General features: G+C 70.2%; 14 protein-coding genes, 1 pseudogene and 1 riboswitch. Of the genes and pseudogenes, 6 read left to right on the top strand and 9 right to left on the bottom strand.

Going from position 1 to position 17,778, the window contains the following annotated elements; all coding sequences use genetic code 11:
- Nucleotides 1–143 precede the first annotated feature (143 nt).
- The 8 genes and pseudogenes from gcvP to QE388_RS13755 all read right to left on the bottom strand — a co-directional run bounded on the left by gcvP (nucleotide 144) and on the right by QE388_RS13755 (nucleotide 9,023).
- Nucleotides 144–3,023: an aminomethyl-transferring glycine dehydrogenase gene (gene gcvP / locus QE388_RS13785; RefSeq protein ID WP_307385828.1), complete on the bottom strand. Its 2,880-nt coding sequence runs from the start codon at nucleotides 3,021–3,023 to the stop codon at nucleotides 144–146.
- On the bottom strand, nucleotides 3,020–3,394 hold the full coding sequence (gene gcvH / locus QE388_RS13780) for a glycine cleavage system protein GcvH (protein WP_275797839.1): 375 nt from the start codon (nucleotides 3,392–3,394) through the stop codon (nucleotides 3,020–3,022). The genes gcvP and gcvH overlap by 4 nt, the downstream gene beginning before the upstream one ends.
- A complete protein-coding gene (locus tag QE388_RS13775) occupies nucleotides 3,391–4,503 on the bottom strand; it encodes an aminomethyltransferase family protein (RefSeq protein ID WP_373426648.1) in 1,113 nt (370 codons plus the stop codon). The genes gcvH and QE388_RS13775 overlap by 4 nt, the downstream gene beginning before the upstream one ends.
- Nucleotides 4,489–4,878: pseudogene (locus tag QE388_RS18585) on the bottom strand (glycine cleavage system protein T); the annotation flags it as partial. The pseudogene QE388_RS18585 and the gene QE388_RS13775, both read right to left, overlap by 15 nt.
- A 160-nt stretch (nucleotides 4,879–5,038) precedes the next feature.
- A riboswitch (glycine riboswitch) is annotated at nucleotides 5,039–5,133 on the bottom strand.
- Nucleotides 5,134–5,204: 71 nt separating this feature from the next.
- A complete protein-coding gene (locus QE388_RS13770; protein ID WP_307385826.1) occupies nucleotides 5,205–5,705 on the bottom strand; it encodes a hypothetical protein in 501 nt (166 codons plus the stop codon).
- Nucleotides 5,702–7,426 (bottom strand): hypothetical protein, encoded by a 1,725-nt coding sequence (locus QE388_RS13765; RefSeq protein WP_307385824.1) that lies wholly within the window; start codon nucleotides 7,424–7,426, stop codon nucleotides 5,702–5,704. Before QE388_RS13765 ends, QE388_RS13770 begins: the two co-directional genes overlap by 4 nt.
- Complete coding sequence (locus tag QE388_RS13760; protein WP_307385822.1) at nucleotides 7,423–7,761, bottom strand: hypothetical protein; 339 nt, start codon at nucleotides 7,759–7,761, stop codon at nucleotides 7,423–7,425. Before QE388_RS13760 ends, QE388_RS13765 begins: the two co-directional genes overlap by 4 nt.
- Nucleotides 7,762–7,847: 86 nt before the next feature.
- A complete protein-coding gene (locus QE388_RS13755; RefSeq protein WP_307385820.1) occupies nucleotides 7,848–9,023 on the bottom strand; it encodes a MarP family serine protease in 1,176 nt (391 codons plus the stop codon).
- 117 nt (nucleotides 9,024–9,140) lie between these two features.
- On the opposite strand from QE388_RS13755, the gene QE388_RS13750 reads away from it, so the two are divergent.
- The 6 genes from QE388_RS13750 to QE388_RS13725 are packed head-to-tail and all read left to right on the top strand — an operon-like array spanning nucleotide 9,141 to nucleotide 15,567.
- A complete protein-coding gene (locus QE388_RS13750; RefSeq protein WP_307385818.1) occupies nucleotides 9,141–9,866 on the top strand; it encodes an NUDIX domain-containing protein in 726 nt (241 codons plus the stop codon).
- Nucleotides 9,867–9,877: 11 nt separating this feature from the next.
- A complete protein-coding gene (nadA, locus tag QE388_RS13745; RefSeq protein ID WP_307385816.1) occupies nucleotides 9,878–11,209 on the top strand; it encodes a quinolinate synthase NadA in 1,332 nt (443 codons plus the stop codon).
- Nucleotides 11,206–12,696 (top strand): L-aspartate oxidase, encoded by a 1,491-nt coding sequence (gene nadB, locus QE388_RS13740; protein WP_307385814.1) that lies wholly within the window; start codon nucleotides 11,206–11,208, stop codon nucleotides 12,694–12,696. Before nadA ends, nadB begins: the two co-directional genes overlap by 4 nt.
- Nucleotides 12,690–13,547, top strand: a complete 858-nt coding sequence (gene nadC, locus QE388_RS13735) for a carboxylating nicotinate-nucleotide diphosphorylase (RefSeq protein ID WP_307385812.1) — start codon at nucleotides 12,690–12,692, stop codon at nucleotides 13,545–13,547. Before nadB ends, nadC begins: the two co-directional genes overlap by 7 nt.
- Nucleotides 13,544–14,674, top strand: coding sequence for a cysteine desulfurase family protein (locus QE388_RS13730; RefSeq protein ID WP_307385811.1), 1,131 nt, complete (start codon nucleotides 13,544–13,546; stop codon nucleotides 14,672–14,674). Before nadC ends, QE388_RS13730 begins: the two co-directional genes overlap by 4 nt.
- Nucleotides 14,671–15,567 (top strand): glycosyltransferase family 2 protein, encoded by an 897-nt coding sequence (locus QE388_RS13725; RefSeq protein WP_307385810.1) that lies wholly within the window; start codon nucleotides 14,671–14,673, stop codon nucleotides 15,565–15,567. Before QE388_RS13730 ends, QE388_RS13725 begins: the two co-directional genes overlap by 4 nt.
- A 62-nt stretch (nucleotides 15,568–15,629) precedes the next feature.
- On the opposite strand, the gene QE388_RS13720 is transcribed toward QE388_RS13725, so the two are convergent.
- Nucleotides 15,630–17,747 (bottom strand): ABC transporter ATP-binding protein, encoded by a 2,118-nt coding sequence (locus tag QE388_RS13720; protein ID WP_307385808.1) that lies wholly within the window; start codon nucleotides 17,745–17,747, stop codon nucleotides 15,630–15,632.
- Between the last annotated feature and the right edge of the window lie 31 nt (nucleotides 17,748–17,778).

Raw genomic sequence — 17,778 nt, 5'->3', positions numbered from 1 at the left:
GAGCAATCTGAGACCGAGACTGCACACAGCAGACAAACCCATTGCAGCGAGCAGTGGGTTTGTCAGCTGTGTGCAGTCTCGGGGCCTCTTATGGCGCACGAACGGCCCGGCCTCCTTCACAGCGAGTGAGGCCGGGCCGGAGATCAGGCGAACGCCTCCGGCGGCGGGCACGAGCACACGAGGTTGCGGTCGCCGTAGGCCTGGTCGATGCGGCGCACCGGGGGCCAGTACTTGCCGCGGATGAGCGATCGCACGGGGTACACCGCGGTCTCGCGCGAGTACGGGTGCGCCCACTCCCCCACGACCACCGTCTCGGCGGTGTGCGGGGCGTTGACCAGAGGGTTGTCGTCGGCGGGCCACTCCCCCGCGGCGACCGCGAGGGCCTCCTGCTTGATCGCGATCATGGCATCCACGAATCGGTCGAGCTCGGCGAGGTCCTCGCTCTCGGTCGGCTCGACCATCAGCGTGCCGGCGACCGGGAACGACATCGTCGGCGCGTGGAAGCCGTAGTCGATGAGGCGCTTCGCCACGTCGTCGACGGTGACACCGGTCTGCTCCTTGAGGGGGCGCAGGTCGAGGATGCACTCGTGCGCGACGAGACCTCCCTCACCCGCGTAGAGCACCGGGTAGTGCTCGCGCAGGCGCGCGGCGATGTAGTTGGCCGAGAGCACCGCCGCGGCGGTCGCCTGACGCAGTCCTTCGGCTCCCATCATGCGCACGTACGCCCATGAGATGGGCAGGATGCCGGCGGAGCCGTGGGGGGCCGCCGACACCGGTCCTCCGTCGAACACGCCGCCGGCGTGCTCGGCACGCTGCGAGAACGGGTGCGACGGCAGGTACGGCGCCAGGTGCGCCTTCGCCGCCACCGGACCCACGCCCGGTCCGCCACCGCCGTGAGGGATCGCAAACGTCTTGTGGAGGTTCAGGTGCGAGACGTCGCCGCCCAGGTCGCCGAAGCGCGCGAAGCCGAGCAGGGCGTTGAGGTTCGCGCCGTCGACGTACACCTGGCCACCGGCGTCGTGCACGGCCTGGGTGATCTCGAGCACGTCGTGCTCGTACACCCCGTGGGTCGAGGGGTAGGTGATCATCAGGGCCGAGAGCTCCGCCGCATGCTGCGCGATCTTCGCGCGCAGGTCGCCGAGGTCGACGTTGCCCGCCTCGTCGCACGCGACGACGACGACCTTCATGCCCGCGAGGATCGCCGACGCCGCATTGGTGCCGTGCGCCGACGACGGGATCAGGCACACCGTGCGCTCGGTGTCGCCGTTCGCGAGGTGGTAGCCGCGGATCGCGAGCAGGCCCGCGAGCTCGCCCTGCGAGCCGGCGTTCGGCTGCAGCGACACCGCGTCGTAGCCGGTGACCTCGGCGAGCCAACGCTCGAGCTGCTCGATCATCTCGAGGTAGCCGCGCACGTCGGCCTCGGGCGCGAACGGGTGCACGCGCGAGAACTCGGGCCACGACACCGCCGCCATCTCGGTCGCAGCGTTGAGCTTCATCGTGCACGATCCGAGCGGGATCATGCCTCGGTCGAGCGCGTAGTCGCGGTCGGCGAGCGTCTTGAGGTACCGCATCATGGCGGTCTCGCTGCGGTGGCTGTGGAACACCGGGTGCGTGAGGTACTCGTCGTCGCGGTGCAGGGCGCCGTCGACTCCGCGCAGGGCCTCACCCGCGGTCAGTTCCTCGCTCGCGAGACCGAAGGCGTCGAGGATCGCCGAGAGATCGGCATCCGTCGTCGTCTCGTCCACCGACACGCCCACGGTCGCATCGTCCACCCACAGCAGCTGATAGCCGCGCTCGCGCGCGCGATCGACCACGTCCTGCGCACGACCGGGTACGTGCACGCGCACGGTGTCGAAGAACGCGTCGCTCACGAGGGTCAGGTCGTACGAACGCAGAGCGGATGCCAGGGCATCGGCCTTGCGCGCGACCCGCGTCGCGATCGCTCGGAGCCCGTCGGGCCCGTGGTAGACCGCGTACATCGCGGCCATGACCGCGAGCAGCACCTGGGCGGTGCAGATGTTCGACGTCGCTTTCTCGCGGCGGATGTGCTGTTCGCGCGTCTGCAGCGACAGGCGGTAGGCGGGGGCGCCGACGGCATCCTGGGACACCCCGACGAGACGGCCGGGCAGCTGACGCTCCAGGCCCGCGCGCACGGCCATGTAGCCCGCGTGCGGTCCGCCGAAGCCGAGCGGCACACCGAAGCGCTGGGTCGTTCCGACCGCGACGTCGGCACCGAGCGACCCGGGCGAGCGCAGCAGCGTCAGCGCGAGCAGGTCGGCGGCGGCCACGACCAGGCCGCCGTTCGCGTGCACCGTCTCGGCCACGGCGGAGAAATCCCAGATGCGACCGGTCGCACCGGGGTACTGCACGAACGCGCCGAACGCCTCGGGCAGGTCTCCGTCGTACGTCGTCTCGACGATGCGGATGCCGACGGCCGCGGCACGGTGGTGGAGCAGCGCCTTGGTCTGCGGCAGGGCGTCGACGTCGACGAGGAAGACGTCGGTCTTCGCCTTCGACGCACGGCGCGCGACCAGCATCCCCTCGACGACCGCGGTGGATTCGTCGAGCATCGACGCGTTCGCCGTCGCGAGACCCGTGAGGTCGGTGACCATCGTCTGGAAGTTGATGAGCGCCTCGAGGCGGCCCTGCGAGATCTCGGGCTGGTATGGCGTGTACGCCGTGTACCAGGACGGGTTCTCGAGGACGTTCCGGGCGATCACCGACGGAGTGAAGGTGTCGTAGTAGCCGAGGCCGATCAGCGGCCGCGCGGAACGGTTCGCCGTCGCCAACTCACGCAGCTCGGCGAGCGCTTCGGCCTCGGTCGCGGCGACGGGGATGTCGCTCGTCTCACGGGGACGGACGTGGATGGATGCCGGGACGGCGGTCTCGACCAGCGCCTCGACGCTGTCGTACCCGACGACCTCGAGCATGTGCGCCTGGGCGTCGGGACCGATGCCGATGTGGCGGTCGGTGAAGGCGGCCGGGGTCCCCGCATCCGTGCGAGGAGGAAGGACGGAGGTCATGCGGTGAGGTCCTCGTAAGCGGCGCGGTCGAGGAGGTCGCCGGGAAGCTCGCCCTCGACGCGGATCTTGATGAGCCAGCCGCCGGCGAAGGGCTCGGCGTTGACCAGGGAGGGGTCGTCGACCACGGCCTCATTGATCTCGACGACGGTGCCCGTGATCGGCGCGTAGAGCTCTCCGACCGACTTGGTCGACTCGATCTCGCCGCAGACGTCGCCCGCGGAGACCGCGGAGTCGGCGCCGGGCAACTCGACGAAGACGACGTCGCCGAGCTTGTCGGCGGCGAAGTCGGTGATGCCGACGGTGGCGACGTCACCGTCGATCGAGATCCACTCGTGCTCGGACGTGTAGCTGAGGGCGGTGAGGTCGGTCATGCGTTTCTCCGGTAGAAGGGAAGGGCGGTGACGGTCGCGGGGATGCGGGTTCCGCGGACGTCGATGGTCAGTTCGGTTCCGAGTTCGGATGCCGCGGGCGCGACGAACGCCATCGCGACGGGGTGGCCGAGGGTGGGGCTGAGGGCGCCGCTGGTGATCTCGCCGACGGTGTCGTCGCCGTGCAGCACCGCGTAGCCCGCGCGGCCGGCGCGACGCCCCTCCGAGACGAGGCCGACGAGCACGGGGGCGTCCGCGGGTCCGGACGACAGGCCGTCCTTGCCGACGAACGACTCCTTGTCGACGGCGACGACGCGGCCGAGACCGGCCTGGGCGGGCACGATGTCGCGCGACAGCTCATGGCCGTACAGCGGCATGCCGGCCTCGAGGCGAAGAGTGTCGCGCGCGGCGAGTCCGCACGGGACGAGCCCGCGGTCGGCACCCGCGGCGAGCGCGGCATCCCACAGGGCCGCGGCCCGCGCGGTGGGGATCATCAGTTCGTAGCCGTCCTCGCCGGTGTAGCCGGTGCGGGCGACGAAGAGCGGCGCCTCGTCGAAGGTGCCCTCGGTCCAGGCGTAGTAGCCGAGCTCGTCGAGAGCGGTGCCGGTGATCTCGACCCCCGGGGTGGAGCTCAGGATGCCACGGGCCTCAGGGCCCTGCAGGGCGATGAGGGCGTAGTGGTCGGTGACGTCTTCGACGCGGAAGCCGGTAGAGCCGGCGACGAAGGCGAAGGAGCGGGGTCCGGTCCCTTCGACAGGCTCAGGGACCTCGGTTGCAGCGGAAGCGTCGGCCGCTGAGCCTGCCAAAGCGTCCGACGCGGGGGTTCCGGTCCCTTCGACAAGCTCAGGGACCTCGGTTGCAGCGGAAGCGTCGGCCGCTGAGCCCGCCAAAGCGTCCGACGCGAGGGTTCCGGTCCCTTCGACAATCTCAGCGACCTCGGTTGCAGCGGAAGCGTCGGCCGCTGAGCCCGCCAAAGCGTCCGACGCGAGGGTTCCGGTCCCTTCGACAATCTCAGGGACCTCGGTTGCAGCGGAAGCGTCGGCCGCTGAGCCCGTCGAAGCGTCCGACGCGGAGCGCCACGTCGCCTGGGCGATTTCGAACGCCGCCGCCACGGCATCCCGGTTCGCGGCGTTCGAGATGACGAGGAAGCGCTGCTCTCCCGTGCGGTAGACGATGACGTCGTCGACGATGCCGCCCGACTCGGCGAGCACGAGGGAGTACTTCGCTTTGCCGATCTTCATGGTCGACAGGCGGCCGGCGAGCACGTAGTCGAGGAAGACCGCGGCTCGCGGGCCCTCGACAACGAATTCGGCCATGTGGGAGATGTCGAACAGCCCTGCGGCCGTGCGCACCGCGTGATGCTCGGCGAGATCGGAGGTGTAGCGCACGGGCATGTTCCAGCCGCCGAAGTCGGTGAACGAGGCACCGAGGGCCTCGTGCCGATCGTGCAGCGGCGACGTGCGCGGTGGAGCGGGGGTTTCGGTCATGAGTTCTGCCGTTCGCGATGACGGTCAGACGCCGGCCGGCGCCTGAGAACTCCCCCTCTGTCATGGGCCTGAGAGTTTCGCTCGCGCCCTCGTGAGGGAGGTCGAGCTTTCACCGTCGGCGGATCCGGCGCGGTGCACCCGGATCACTTTCCAGAGTGGCCCGATCGACGCGGTACGCGTACCTGAGAGATTGGCGGGGAGGCTTGCTCCTTCGGTGCCCGGCTGCGTTCGCCGGAGCTCTCCCGCATCGATCATGGGGCCGGTGTGGACTTGTGGGGTCAGCCTAGCGGGTGGGGGCGCTGGGTACAGCCTGCATCGCCTGGGAATCAGTAGGAGCCGCCGGGCCAGACGCCCTCGGGGAGGCGGATGCACGTGGCGAATGAGTCGACGTCGAGCTCACCGCGGTCGCGAACGTAACGCACAATCCACATGGCCCCGTGTGGCCCCATGAGGTCGAGGAGGGAGTCGCCGTGGTCCTCGCGACGTCCCACCGCAAGGTCGTCGCGATCAGCGAAGTGAAGGGCGATAGGGTTCAATACCTCTTCGGGGGCGGGGTCGCTGACAACGGTCGCGGTGAGTCCTCCCGCCCACTGATGCCCCCCGTCTCGAGAACACGCGAGGAACGAGCCCTTGTCGCGCTGATCAACATCTGACAGCAACTCCACGGGGACGGCTGAGGCGATTTCACGCTCCACTTGTTGCGCGTGTTCCTTCGCGTCCTCTAGAGACATCGTGTCGTCGATGCCGTCCGAGTACGGGACGCAACCCACGCACAGGAGAGCAAGGAAGACGACGAATCCGGTGCGTGCAAGATGATGTGCGCTCACCTGAGCATCTCCCTCAGCAGACTGTTGAGCACTGGAGCATTCTCCTGCGAGGTGTCGACGATCAACTGGTGGTTCTGAAACGGACTCAGCGAGATACGGACGGATGGGCCTTCAGGGTCCAGGAAGGGAGCAAGGTCTCCGCCTAGCGGAACGACCATGTCGCTCGGGCGCTCATAGAGGTGACTCTCGAACGCTGGAGTTGCGTCGGGATTTCGGCCTTCCCCGACCCACCCAGCGTCCTGCGCCATCGACAGAAAGTCGGTGTAGCTCCAATGGGTGTAATCCGTTGCTAGACGCGGGCTCCACCCGTCCGCCATCCAGGCTCCCGCGAGCGAATGGACAGCGTCATAGCGGACTCCGACAACCTCGGAGCTTGTCACGGGCACCAGCCCCCAGCTGTATCCACATGCGATCTGACGAGCCTGTGCAATCTCGGAATCGCTCCGGACGTCGGCGACGAATCGGGCGAGGTCGACTCCCGCGGGATGAGCTCGAACCTGGTCGTTGGCCTCGCCGATGCCACGCAGTTGTTCGCTGGCGACCTGCGATTCGTCGTCGCCCGGGAACTCAGTGCCCTTCCACACGAACGCCAACATCCCGTCATCCTGCCCCACCAGCCACCGCGCGATCTTCTGCGGTTCGCCGCGGTAGAAGCTGTCGACCGACGTGAAGGTTCCCGGCACATAGGTCAAGACGCGCTGCGTTCCGGTGCCCGGTGTCCCGATCATCTCGACGAGTCGATTCGCATCAGGCTGGTACAACACGAGAGACACGTCGCCACGAACCACCTGAGCGAGGTAGTCCCGTTCAGCGAGAAGGTCCTCCCACGCAGCACGCCGATCCGCCTGCAGGTCCGCGCTCGCCCCCTCACCGCGAAGTCGCTCCCACGCCGCCAGCTCAGCCTCTACCTCACCCAGGCGCGAGCGCGCCGTCACCCGGTTCGCCGCGACCCGCGCGAGAGGCGGCACGCCGCCCAGGGCCCCGACGAGAGCCGGAGCGCCGTCGATGAGGGCGGCAGCGGCTGCCGGTGAGAGGGAGTCCCACCAGGTGCGCACGGCGTCGGGAGCGGGCGGATGCTCGCGCAGCAGATCCGCCCACTCGGGATGAGCGGCGACGAGACGGGCGACCCGGGACGTCCCCGAGCGCGCGAGAGCGAGCAGAGGCGCCGTGACGAGCTCGGTCGCGATCTCTTCGCTGCGCACGGCCCACGTGAGCCGGGGGCCGAGGGGTGGTACGGCGGCATCCGGGATCGCGACCTCCCATGTCGGAGGGAGCGGGATCGCGGCGAGATCGCCGCGCGCCTGGTCGATCCGCTCATCGACGTCCGCGGCGAACCCGTCGATCTCGCGCGTGAGTTCGACGGAACGGTCGCGGTCATCGATCCCCCGGGCTGCGCGCGCGAACTCCGCGACGTGCTCGACGAGACCCCGGCGGCGCAGCGCCAACCACAGGAGGTCGTCGGACAGACGATCGACGATGTCGGCTGCGCGGAGCAGAGCCTCGCCGACGTCGGCGGCGACCACGGCGAGAGGCCGCATCTTCGCGGCGACGGCGGCCGCTTCCGGCGCCTCGTACACCGCTTCGAGGCCGTCCCACCGGGAGACGACCGCGCTTCCCGCCTCGGGGAGGAGGGCCGCCTTGGCTCGCAGCTCTTCAGCGACGCGCCCCAGCGCGGCGGCGTCCACGGGAATCTCGGGGATCACGCCGAAATCCGCACTCACGCGACCCGCCACCGTCCGGTGCCCCGACGCGTCTCGAGCTGCGCCGCCGTGACGGCCATCACGACATCTGCTCGGCAGTACTCCGCCACGGCCTGCTCCGCGACCGTCAGGACCGAACCGGCGTGAGCGATCGATCCGCCCGCCTTCTCCTCCCACGGGTCCATGACACGGCAGAACGCCTGGAACAGCTCGGGCACCGGGGCCATGGCATCCCGAATCCCCCACAGCGCCTGGACGGTCGCTCCGACCGCGTCCGTCAGGTCATCGAGACGCCGTGCCGTGTCGCCGGTAAGCCCGAGAAAGCCGGGGACGTCGATGGCGTAGCGGTCGGTCATCCGCGAGACGTTAGCTGGATCGCCGAGAGACCCCGAAAACCTCTCCACAGACGCCGCCCTGGTGAGGAGAAGTCGGCGAGCGAACGTCAGCGCGGGATGCAGGCTCCGGATGCCACGGGCGTCGACAGCGAGTCGAGTTGGGCCATCACGGGCTCGAGCTCGGCGGGCGTCATCGCGTATCCGACGTTCTCGTCGGAGTCGGACCGCGCGAAGACGACGCCGGCGACATCGCCGGACGGTGTGAGAAGAGGACCACCCGAGTTGCCGGGACGGATCACCGCGCCGAGCGCGTAGATCTCACGCGGGGTCGACTGCCCGTCGTAGATGTCCGGAACGGGCACGGTCCCCACCGACAGCACCTGCGCGCTGCCGGAGGTGAAAGGCCCGCCGTACGGGTACCCCTGGACGACGGCGGCAGCTCCCACGTCGAGAGTGGAGACGACCGGGAGGGGCTTGGCATCCAGGCCGTCGACCGCCACCACGGCCAGGTCGTCGGCCGGGTCGAAGTAGACCACGCGGCCCTCGCGCGCGGGCTGACCGGGAAGTTCGACGAGCGGAGTGTCGACACCCGCGACCACGTGGGCGTTCGTGATCAGTCGGCCGTCGCCCGCCACGAAGCCGGATCCGCTCGAGGTGACACCGCACGCGTAGGCCGTGCCGGAGATGCGGGCGACCGACTGCGCCGCTTCCGTCAGAGCGGGGTCGTCGAGCGCGATGTCGGGAGCCGTCGGCACCGGACCGATCTGGATCAGCTGACCCAGCCGCGGAAGGCCGTCGGCGAGGACGTTACCGCGCAGTTCCGCGATCGCCGCGCGGACGGGGGCGGGGGTGATGTCGTCGATCGTGCGGACGACGGCCGACGACCCCAGCGCGGCGGAGACCACCGGCATCCCGGCGGGGATCAACGAGCCGGACACGAACGAGATGGCGAGGGCCGCTGCAGCGACGTTAACGACCCCGCCCAGGAGTCGCTCGGGGATGCGCAGCTTGATGCGGTCGGCACCACGTCGGAACATCTGCCCCACGGCGCTGCCGAGACCGGCCCCGAGCAGGAGGAGGAGCACACCCGCGCCGACCATGGCGGGTCCACGCCACGCGGGTTCGGCGACCCACTGGCCGACGAACGGCGTCACCCAGAACGCGGCGAGCGCGCCCAGTGCCAATCCCGCGAAGAAGCCGATCGTTGCGAGGAATCCCCGCGACAGCCCCACGAGGAGTGCGATCGCCAGCACGACGATCAACACGATGTCGACAACAGCCACCCGCACCTCCGAGGTCTGCGATCAGGGTACGTCGCCGGTCCTGGGAGAACCCCTCGACGCGCGTTTTGCGCTTCGGGTCACACTGACATTAAGATCGTCGACGGAGATATGGTCACCATGACACGAACCTCGGACACCCAGGGCCTCGACAGCGGCGTGCGCGTCGCCGTCTCGACGGTCATCTTCAGCGTCCGCCGCGACGCGCACGACGAGCCGGTCCTGTCCCTGCCCCTCGTCCGCCGCACGCGCGACCCCTTCGACGGTCGGTGGGCGTTGCCCGGGGGCTGGCTCGACGCCGCCGAAGAGCTCGACACCGCAGCATCCCGAACCCTGGCCGAGACGACGGGCCTCACCCCCAGCTACCTCGAGCAGCTCTACGCGTTCGGAGCCGTGGACCGCTCCCCCACCCGCGTCGTGTCGATCGTGTACTGGGCGCTGCTGCGCTCCGACGAGGTCGACGCCCAGGTCGCCGCGCACGAACGCGAGGGCGACGCGCCCGAGAACGTCGAGTGGTTCGACGCAACCGACCTCCCGCCGCTGGCGTTCGACCACAACGACATCGTCGAGTACGCCCTCTGGCGTCTGCGCAACAAGGTCGGCTACAGCCGGATCGCGCACGGCCTCCTCCCCGACGAGTTCACGCTCGCCGACCTCCGCGAGGTGAACGAGACGATCCTCGGCAAGCGCCTGGACCCCGCGAACTTCCGCCGTCAGGTCGACACCTCGAACACCCTCATCCCGACCGAGCGCTTCCGCACCGGAAGCCACCGCCCCGCCCGTCTGTACCGCTACAACCGCGATGTGGAGCTCGCCGACCGCGGCCCGCTCCCCTCCCGTCACTGATCGGAACGCCCATGGCCGCCACCCTCATCACCCTGCAGCCCCGCCCCGCGATCGACCCGAGCGTCGATCACGCGATCCAGGCGATCGTCTCGGGCGCGTCGACCGACGCCACCTGCACGACCGACCTCGCCGTCGGCCCCTGGGACTTCGACACGCGCCCCGGCTACGGTCCCGGCTCGTCGATGGGCGACGTGATCCCCACGGGCTCCCCGCGACAGGGCGAACTGCCCGCGGAGTACCGGGAGGCGTCGGACGACGAACTCGATGAGCGCATCCGCGCTGCCAAGGCGACCCTCGGCGATCGCGTCGTCGTGCTCGGCCACTTCTATCAGCGCGAGGAGGTCGTGCGGCACGCCGACTACGTGGGCGATTCGTTCCAGCTCGCCAACGCGGCGAAGGAGCGTCCCGAGGCCGAGGCGATCGTGTTCTGCGGCGTGCACTTCATGGCCGAGACCGCCGACCTGCTCTCACGCCCCGACCAGGCCGTCATCCTGCCGAACCTCGCCGCCGGATGCTCGATGGCCGACATGGCCGACATCGACCAGGTCGAGGAGTGCTGGGAGCAGCTCGAAGACGTCCTCGGCGATCTGGAGACCCCGGATGCCGACGGCCTGGTGCCGGTGATCCCGGTGACGTACATGAACTCCAGCGCCGCCATCAAGGGATTCGTCGGCCGTCACGGCGGCATCGTCTGCACCTCCTCGAATGCGCGCACCGTGCTCGAGTGGGCTTTCGCCCGCGGTCGCCGCGTGCTCTTTTTCCCCGATCAGCACCTGGGCCGCAACACGGCGAAGGCCATGGGCGTTCCGCTCGAGCAGATGCCGATGTGGAACCCGCGGAAGCCGCTCGGCGGATCGACGGCCGAGGTCATCGAGGACAGCCGCGTCATCCTGTGGCACGGGTTCTGCTCGGTGCACCGCCGATTCACCGTCGACCAAATCGAGAAGGCGCGCGCCGAGCACCCCGGTGTTCGCGTGATCGTGCACCCCGAGTGCCCGATGGACGTGGTGGATGCCGCCGACGAGGCGGGATCGACCGACATCATCCGCAAGGCCATCGCCGCCGCCACCGAGCCCACGACCTTCGCGATCGGCACCGAGATCAACCTCGTGCAGCGCTTGGCCGCGCAGTACCCGCAGCACGAGATCTTCTGCCTCGACCCGGTCGTGTGCCCGTGCTCGACGATGTACCGCATTCACCCCGGCTACCTCGCGTGGGTGCTCGAGTCGCTCGTGGCGGGCCAGGTCGTCAACCGCATCACGGTCCCGGCCGATGTCGCCGAGCCCGCCACCGTCGCCCTCGAGCGCATGCTCGCGGCCAAGCCGAACGGTGCCGTGAAATGACCACGGTCGTCGTGGTGGGCAGCGGTATCGCCGGTCTCACGGCGGCACTGCACGCGGCGGAGAACGGATGCCACGTCACGATCGTGACGAAGGGCGCTCTTCCCGACACGAACACGCGGTGGGCCCAGGGCGGGATCGCGGCGGTCACCCACCCCGCCGACAGCGTGGTCTCGCACGCCGCCGACACGCACACCGCGGGCGCCGGGCTCACGGACGCCGCTGCCGTCGACGTCCTCGTCGGCGAGGGGCCGGCACGGATCCTCGAACTCGTTTCGCGCGGGGTGACGTTCGACCGGACGCCGGAGGGCGACTTCGCCCGCGGCTTGGAAGCCGCGCACAGCGTTCCGCGCGTGCTGCACGCGGGCGGGGACGCGACCGGCGCCGAGATCCAGGCGGCTCTGGGCGCCGCGGTGCGCGCCGCCGATCTACCCGTGCGGGAACATGCCCTTCTGCGTGACCTCGTGGTCGAAGGCGGTCGCGTCACGGGGATCGAGCTCGACGGCGGCGAGCGTCTCGACGCCGACGCGGTGATCCTCGCGACCGGTGGCGCCGGACAGCTGTACGCGCACACCACGAACCCGCTTGGTGCGACCGGGGACGGGATCGCGGCAGCCCTGCGCGCCGGTGCCGCCGTCGCGGATCTCGAGTTCATCCAGTTCCACCCCACCGCCCTCGCTGTTGGGGCTCCGTTCCTCGTCTCCGAGGCCGTCCGCGGCGAAGGTGCCGTCCTCATCGACGACGCCGGGCGGCGATTCTGCTTCGACGCGCACCCCGACGGCGAGCTGGCGCCCCGCGACGTCGTCGCCCGCGCCAATGCCCGGGCGATGGCCGCGCAGGGCGACCGGCCGGTTCGCCTGGATGCCACCGCGCTCGGCGCCGAGCGGCTCGCGCAGCGCTTCCCCACGATCGATGCCGCCGTCCGCGCACGTGGGCTCGATTGGGCGCGGGAGCCCATCCCCGTGACGCCCGCCGCGCACTACCTCATGGGCGGGATCGTCACCGACCTCGACGGGCGCACGAGCGTCCCCGGTCTGTACGCGGTCGGCGAGACGGCGCGCACGGGCGTCCACGGCGCGAACCGCTTGGCATCCAATTCCCTGCTCGAAGGGGCGGTGTTCGGCGCGCGGGCCGGGGAGGCCGTGACGGAGGAAGGCACGTGGCCGGTCGCGCCGGCATCGGCCGCTCTCGAGCACGTCGAAGCCGCCGCGGACGCTCCCCCGTTCTCGCGCGAAGCCCTCCAGCAGGTGATGTGGGCGCACGCAGGGCTCGTGCGCGATACTGCCGGCCTCGACCACGCGTCCGGGCTCCTCGCCGCCTGGGCCGCTTCCCCGTCCCCTCGCTCGATCGAGGACGCCAACCTTCTGCTCGTCGCCCGTCACGTCGTCGCCGCGGCGCGCTCTCGCACCGCCTCGGTCGGCGCGCACTTCCGCGCCGACGCTCCCGCCACGGCATCCGTCCCGCCCGTTCAGGAGGCCTTCGCATGCTGACCCGTGCCGCGATCGAACGCGTCGTCTCAGCCGCGTTGACCGAGGACGCCCCCTGGGGCGACCTGACGAGCGAGACGCTCATCCCCGCGGATGCCGTCGCCCGCGCCGCCCTCGTCGCCCGCGTCGACGGTGTCTTCAGCGGCGCGGCGGTGTTCGCGGCCGCTTTCACCCTCACCGATCCTTCGATCGTCGTCGAGCAGCACGTGGCCGACGGCGAGCGGTTCGCCCCGGGCGACACGCTGGCGACGGTCTCGGGTCCCGCGCGCGCCGTGCTCACCGCCGAGCGCATCGGGCTGAACTTCGTGCAGCGGATGTCCGGCATCGCGACCCTCACCAGCCGGTACGTCGCCGAAGTCGCGCACACCGGTGCACGCATCGTCGACACGCGCAAGACCACACCGGGCCTTCGCGCGATCGAGCGCCAGGCAGTGCGTGACGGCGGAGGACACAACCACCGCTTCTCGCTCTCCGACGCGGTCATGGCCAAGGACAACCACCTCGCCGTGCTCACCTCCGGAGGGCTGTCCGTCACGCAGGCGCTCGAAGGGGCGATCGCCCGCCTCCCCCACACCACGCACGTCGAGGTCGAGGTCGACCGGCTCGACCAGATCGACGCGGTGCTGGCCGCCGGCGTCGGCACGATCATGCTCGACAACTTCTCCCTCGACGACCTGCGTCTCGGCGTCGCCCGCATCGCCGGCGCCGCTCAGGTCGAAGCCTCGGGCGGCGTGACGCTCGACACCGTCCGCGCCATCGCCGAAACGGGCGTCGACGTCATCTCGGTCGGCGCTCTCACCCACTCCGCTCCCGCGCTCGACCTGGGCCTGGACATCCAGATCGAGACGGCGTGAGCCTCTACCTCGACAACGCCGCCACAACCCCCGTGCGCCCCGAAGTGCTCGAGGCCATGGCGCCCTACCTCACGCGGTTCTTCGGTAATCCGTCGAGCCATCACGAGGTCGGCGAGGCAGCGGCATCCGCCCTGGACGACGCGCGATCACGCGTCGCCGGAGTGCTCGGGATGCGGACGAGCGACATTCTCTTCACCTCCGGCGGCACCGAGTCCAACAACGCCGCGATCAAGGGACTCGTCCTCGGCTCCGGCAAGAAGCACCTCGTCACGACCGCGATCGAGCACGAGTCCGTCCTCGCGTCAGCGGACTACCTCGCTCGTCTGCACGGAGTCGACGTCACGCACGCCCGGGTCGACTCGACCGGCACCCTGACTCCGGATACGCTCGCCGGCGCGCTCCGCGATGACACCGCACTGGTGAGCGTCGGATACGCGAACAACGAGATCGGCACGGTGCAGGATGCCGCCGCCCTCGTCGCCGTCGCCCACGACCGCCGCGTCCCCGTGCACCTCGACGCCGTCCAGGCCGCGGGGTGGCTTCCCCTCGCGGGACTCGGGGCCGACGCGCTCACGGTCGCCGGGCACAAGATCGGCGCCCCGAAGGGCACGGGGATCCTCGCCGTGCGGGGGCGTCTCCCTTTCGAACCGCTGCTGCACGGCGGGGGGCAGGAACGCGGACGCCGATCCGGCACCCCCGACGTCGCGGGCGCGGTCGCGATCGCCCGCGCGCTGGAACTCGCCGAGGCCGAACGCGCCGACGAGGCCGAGCGCGTCTCGGGTCTGCGCGACGAGTTCACCGCGCGGGTGCTCGACCTGGTCCCGGGTGCGCGGCTCACCGGACACCCGTCTCGGCGCCTTCCGGCCACCGCGAGTTTCGTCTTCCCGGGCACGAACGGCGAAACCGTCCTGCTCGAGCTGGAACGTCGCGGCATCGTGTCATCCAGCGGGTCGGCATGCGCCGCGGGCAGCGACGAAGCCTCGCACGTCCTCCTGGCGCTCGGCCTCTCCCACGACGACGCGCGCACCGCGGTCCGGTTCACGTTCCCGCACGGCCTAACGGCTTCCTTGGAACCGGTCGCCCGAGCGGTCCAGGCTGCCGTGACCGCCGTAGGATCGCCCGAGTGAGCACCACCGGCGTCACCGTCATCATTCCCGGCTTCAACGTCGCCGACTACGCCGAAGAGGCCCTCGACTCCCTCCGCGCGCAGACGCACCGACACTGGACCGCGGTGCTCGTCGACGACGCGTCCACCGACGACACCCGGCATCTGTTCGCGGACGCGGCAGCCGCCGACCCGCGCTTCCGAGTCGTCCGCCACGAGACGCAACGCGGACTCGGCGCGGCGCGGAACACCGGGCTCGCGCGGGTCGAGACGCCGTACACGTCCTTCCTCGATGCAGACGATCTCCTGCGACCCGACGCCCTGACCCGGCTGGCGGACACGCTCGATCGCACGAGCAGCGATTTCGTGGTGGGAGCGTACGTACGCCTTCGACCGGATGCCGAGGGCCCGGGTTACACCCCGGGCGAGGTTCAGCCCTGGGTCGCGGCCGCCACCGACCCGGCGCGCGAGCGGACCACACTCGCGGCGCACCCCGCAGCATCCGGGAACATCGTCGCGTGGTCGAAGCTGAGCCGCACGGCCTTCTGGCGCGAGCACGATCTCCGCTTCCCCGAGGGGCGGTACTACGAGGATCAGGTGCTGGCGCAGCGGATGTACACGCGCGCCGAGGCCTTCGACGTGATCCCCGACGTCGTCGTCGAGTGGCGGCAGCGCCGCGACGGAGGCTCGATCACGCAGCGCCTCGGCGAGCTCGACGTGCTGCGCGACTACCTCGAAGCCCTCGGCGAAGGTATCGCGGTGCTGCGAGCGGCCGGGGCGGACGCGGCGATCGCGCAGCGGGGAGCGCTGATCCGTACGCTCGACCTCCCTCCGCTGCTCCGCATCGCCGAGACGCACCCGGATCCCGCGTATCGCATCGCTCTCGAGGCGTTCCTGGAGACGCTGCCCGGCTGACGCCGCGGGGCGGTCCCTTCGACAGGCTCAGGGACCTCGCAGGAGGCCCAGAACGCCCGCTGTCAGGGACTCGCGCACAAGTGGCCGAGCCCACACAGGTGGCTGAGCCCACACAGGTGGCTGAGCCCACACAGGTGGCTGAGCCCACACAGGTGGCTGAGCCTGTCGAAGCCACCGGTCCACACCGCGCTCCGGGCCTTTCGCCGGCTCGAAGTCACCCGCGCGCCACAGCTCAGGCGGGCGCCTCGTCGGCACGAGCGCCGCGCGGGCAGCGCCGCGCGGGCGAGGCCCGCGGCATCCCGCTCCTCCTCCGCGAGCACGAACGTCGCCGCGAGCTGCTCGGCCGCGAGGCTCGCGTACAGACCGCCCGCGGCGAGGAGCTCGGCGTGCGTGCCCGACTCGACGATGCGCCCCGCGTCCACGACGTGGATTCGATCCGCACCAATCACCGTGGACAACCGATGGGCGATCGACAGGGTCGTCCGGCCGTGGGAGGCGGTCTCGAGCGCCTCCTGCACGATCCGCTCCGACACCGTGTCGAGAGCGCTCGTCGCCTCGTCGAGGAGAAGCACCGGGGGGTCTTTCAGCAGCACACGCGCGATGGCGATGCGCTGCTTCTCTCCGCCGGAGAGACGGTATCCGCGCTCTCCGACGACGGTGTCGTATCCCGCCTCGAACCCGGCGATCACGTGATGGATGTTCGCCGCGCGACACGCGGCCTCGATCTCCTCGTCGGTCGCGTCGGGGCGCGCGTAGCGGAGGTTCTCGCGCACGGTCGCGTGGAAGAGGTAGGTCTCCTGCGACACGATTCCTATCTCGTCGATGATCGACGCCCGGTCGAGCGTTCGCACATCCGCTCCCGAGAACATCACCGATCCCGCGCTCGCCTCGTACATCCGGGGGGTCAGATAGAGGATCGTCGTCTTGCCCGCACCCGATGGTCCGACGAAGGCGACGTGCTGGCCGGGTTCGACCGTGAACGACACACCGTCGAGAGTGGGACGCGCATGCACGGGCGCATCGGGGTAGCGGAACTCGACATCGCGGAACTCGATCCGCCCCACCGGCCCGGGGGCGGCGGACACGGGCAGCGCGTCGGGCGCGTCGACGATCGCGGGGCGCAGGTCGAGGTACTCGAAGATGCGCGCGAACAACGCGGACGACGTCTGCACGTCGAGCGCCACGCGCATGAGCCCCATGAGCGGCATGAGCAGCCGAGCCTGGACCGTCGTGAACGCCACGATGGTGCCCGCGGTGATCGCCCCGGTCCCCCCGGCGATCAGGAAGCCGGCGACGAGGTAGATCACGGCGGGAACGCTCGACATGATGACCTGCACCACCGCGAAGAAGCCCTGGCCGCTCATCGCCCGCCGCACCTGGAGATGGACCTGGTTGTCGTTCTCGGCGTCGAAACGGGCCGACTCCGTTCGCTGCCGGTTGAACGACTTCGACAGCAGGATGCCGGACACGCTCAACGTCTCTTGCGTGATCGCGGACAGCTCGGACAGCGACTCCTGGGTCTCTCCCGCGATCCGCGCGCGCACCTGTCCCACGCGCCGCTGCACGAAGATGAGGAACGGCATGAGGGCGACGGCGATCAGCGTGAGCCGCCAATCGATGAGGATCATGGCCACGAGCGAGGCGATGACGGTGACTGCGTTGCCCAGGATGCTCGTGACGGTGTTGGTGAGCACGCCGGACACACCCCCGACGTCGTTCTGCAGCCGCGACTGGATCACACCGGTCTTCGTGCGGGTGAAGAAACCGAGCTCCATCGCCTGCAGGTGATCGAACAGCCGGGTGCGCAGATCGCCCGTGACACGGTTCCCGACCGTGGCGGTGAACCACGTCTGCGCCACGTTCAATCCCGCCGAGAGCAGGAACAACGCGATCATCACGCTCACGAGAAGGCTGAGCAGACCCAGATCCGGCGGCGTGCCGTCGATCGGGAAGAGCGCGTCATCGAAGATGCGCTGCACGAGCAAGGGCGGGATGACGCCGACCGCCGACGCCACGATCACGAGCAGCACCGTGATCGCGATTCGCCCCCGGTACGGCCGGAAGAGGTCGATGACGCGCTTACCGAGATTCGCGACACGGGGCGCCTGAGCGTTGCGTCGACGCTGCTCGGCCGCATCGACACCGCGGAACATGCTTCCGCCGACTCCACCTGGGCCCATGCGGGCCAGCCTACGTCCGCTCACCGACATC

The organism is Microbacterium sp. SORGH_AS_0969, from assembly GCF_030818255.1.
Lineage (GTDB): Bacteria > Actinomycetota > Actinomycetes > Actinomycetales > Microbacteriaceae > Microbacterium.
The sequence above is the reverse complement of the archived record's forward strand: the minus strand, read 5'-3'. Positions and strand labels throughout refer to the sequence as shown.